Origin of the sequence: Mesorhizobium sp. M4A.F.Ca.ET.022.05.2.1, from assembly GCF_003998845.1 — a bacterium.
In the GTDB taxonomy this organism is placed as follows: domain Bacteria; phylum Pseudomonadota; class Alphaproteobacteria; order Rhizobiales; family Rhizobiaceae; genus Mesorhizobium.
This window is the reverse complement of the sequence record NZ_RZOJ01000821.1, coordinates 1-540: the sequence shown is the minus strand read 5'-3', so window position 1 is coordinate 540 and position 540 is coordinate 1. Positions and strand designations below refer to the sequence as shown.

Annotated in this window: 1 protein-coding gene; it reads right to left on the bottom strand. The window is 64.6% G+C overall.

The features are described from left to right. On the bottom strand, positions 1-317 hold a 317-nt coding region (locus tag EN745_RS35620), incomplete at its 3' end, for a molybdopterin-dependent oxidoreductase (protein WP_145992367.1). Between the last annotated feature and the right edge of the window lie 223 nt (positions 318-540).

Below are 540 nucleotides of genomic sequence, written 5' to 3'. Positions count from 1 at the left end.
CCGTATGTCTCCTCAGCCTTGAGGAACTTCTCGGCGACGAGGTCGAGCGCCGCGTCCCAGCTGGATTCCTTCCAGGCGCCCTCGCCCTTGGCACGCGCCCTGATCAGCGGCTTCAGCAGGCGGTCGGGATGATGAACGCGGTCGGCATAGCGGGCGACCTTGGCGCAGACGACGCCAGCCGTGTAGCTGTTGGCCTTGGCGCCATGGACGCGGCCAATGCGGTTTTCGTCGAGCAGCTCGACTTCGAGCGCGCAGGTGGACGGGCAGTCGTGCGGACAGGCCGAATGGCCGAATCGCAGCTTGGCGTGCTGGTTCATGGGGGTTGTCTAGCGGGATTCAGGCGCGGCGTGTAGGTCCAGATTGGGCGCGAGTTGGCACTGTTCTGCCAAGATGTGCTGCGCAGTGGGGTTGCGGCAGTAGGTCTTTTTGCGCGGCGTTGAAACAGCCAATCTCCCCACTTGTGGGGGAGATTGGCTGTCGCTGCCGGTTTCGCCAATCGCCAACCTCGGGGATTGGCGCGACGCCCCCTCACATGCCGAA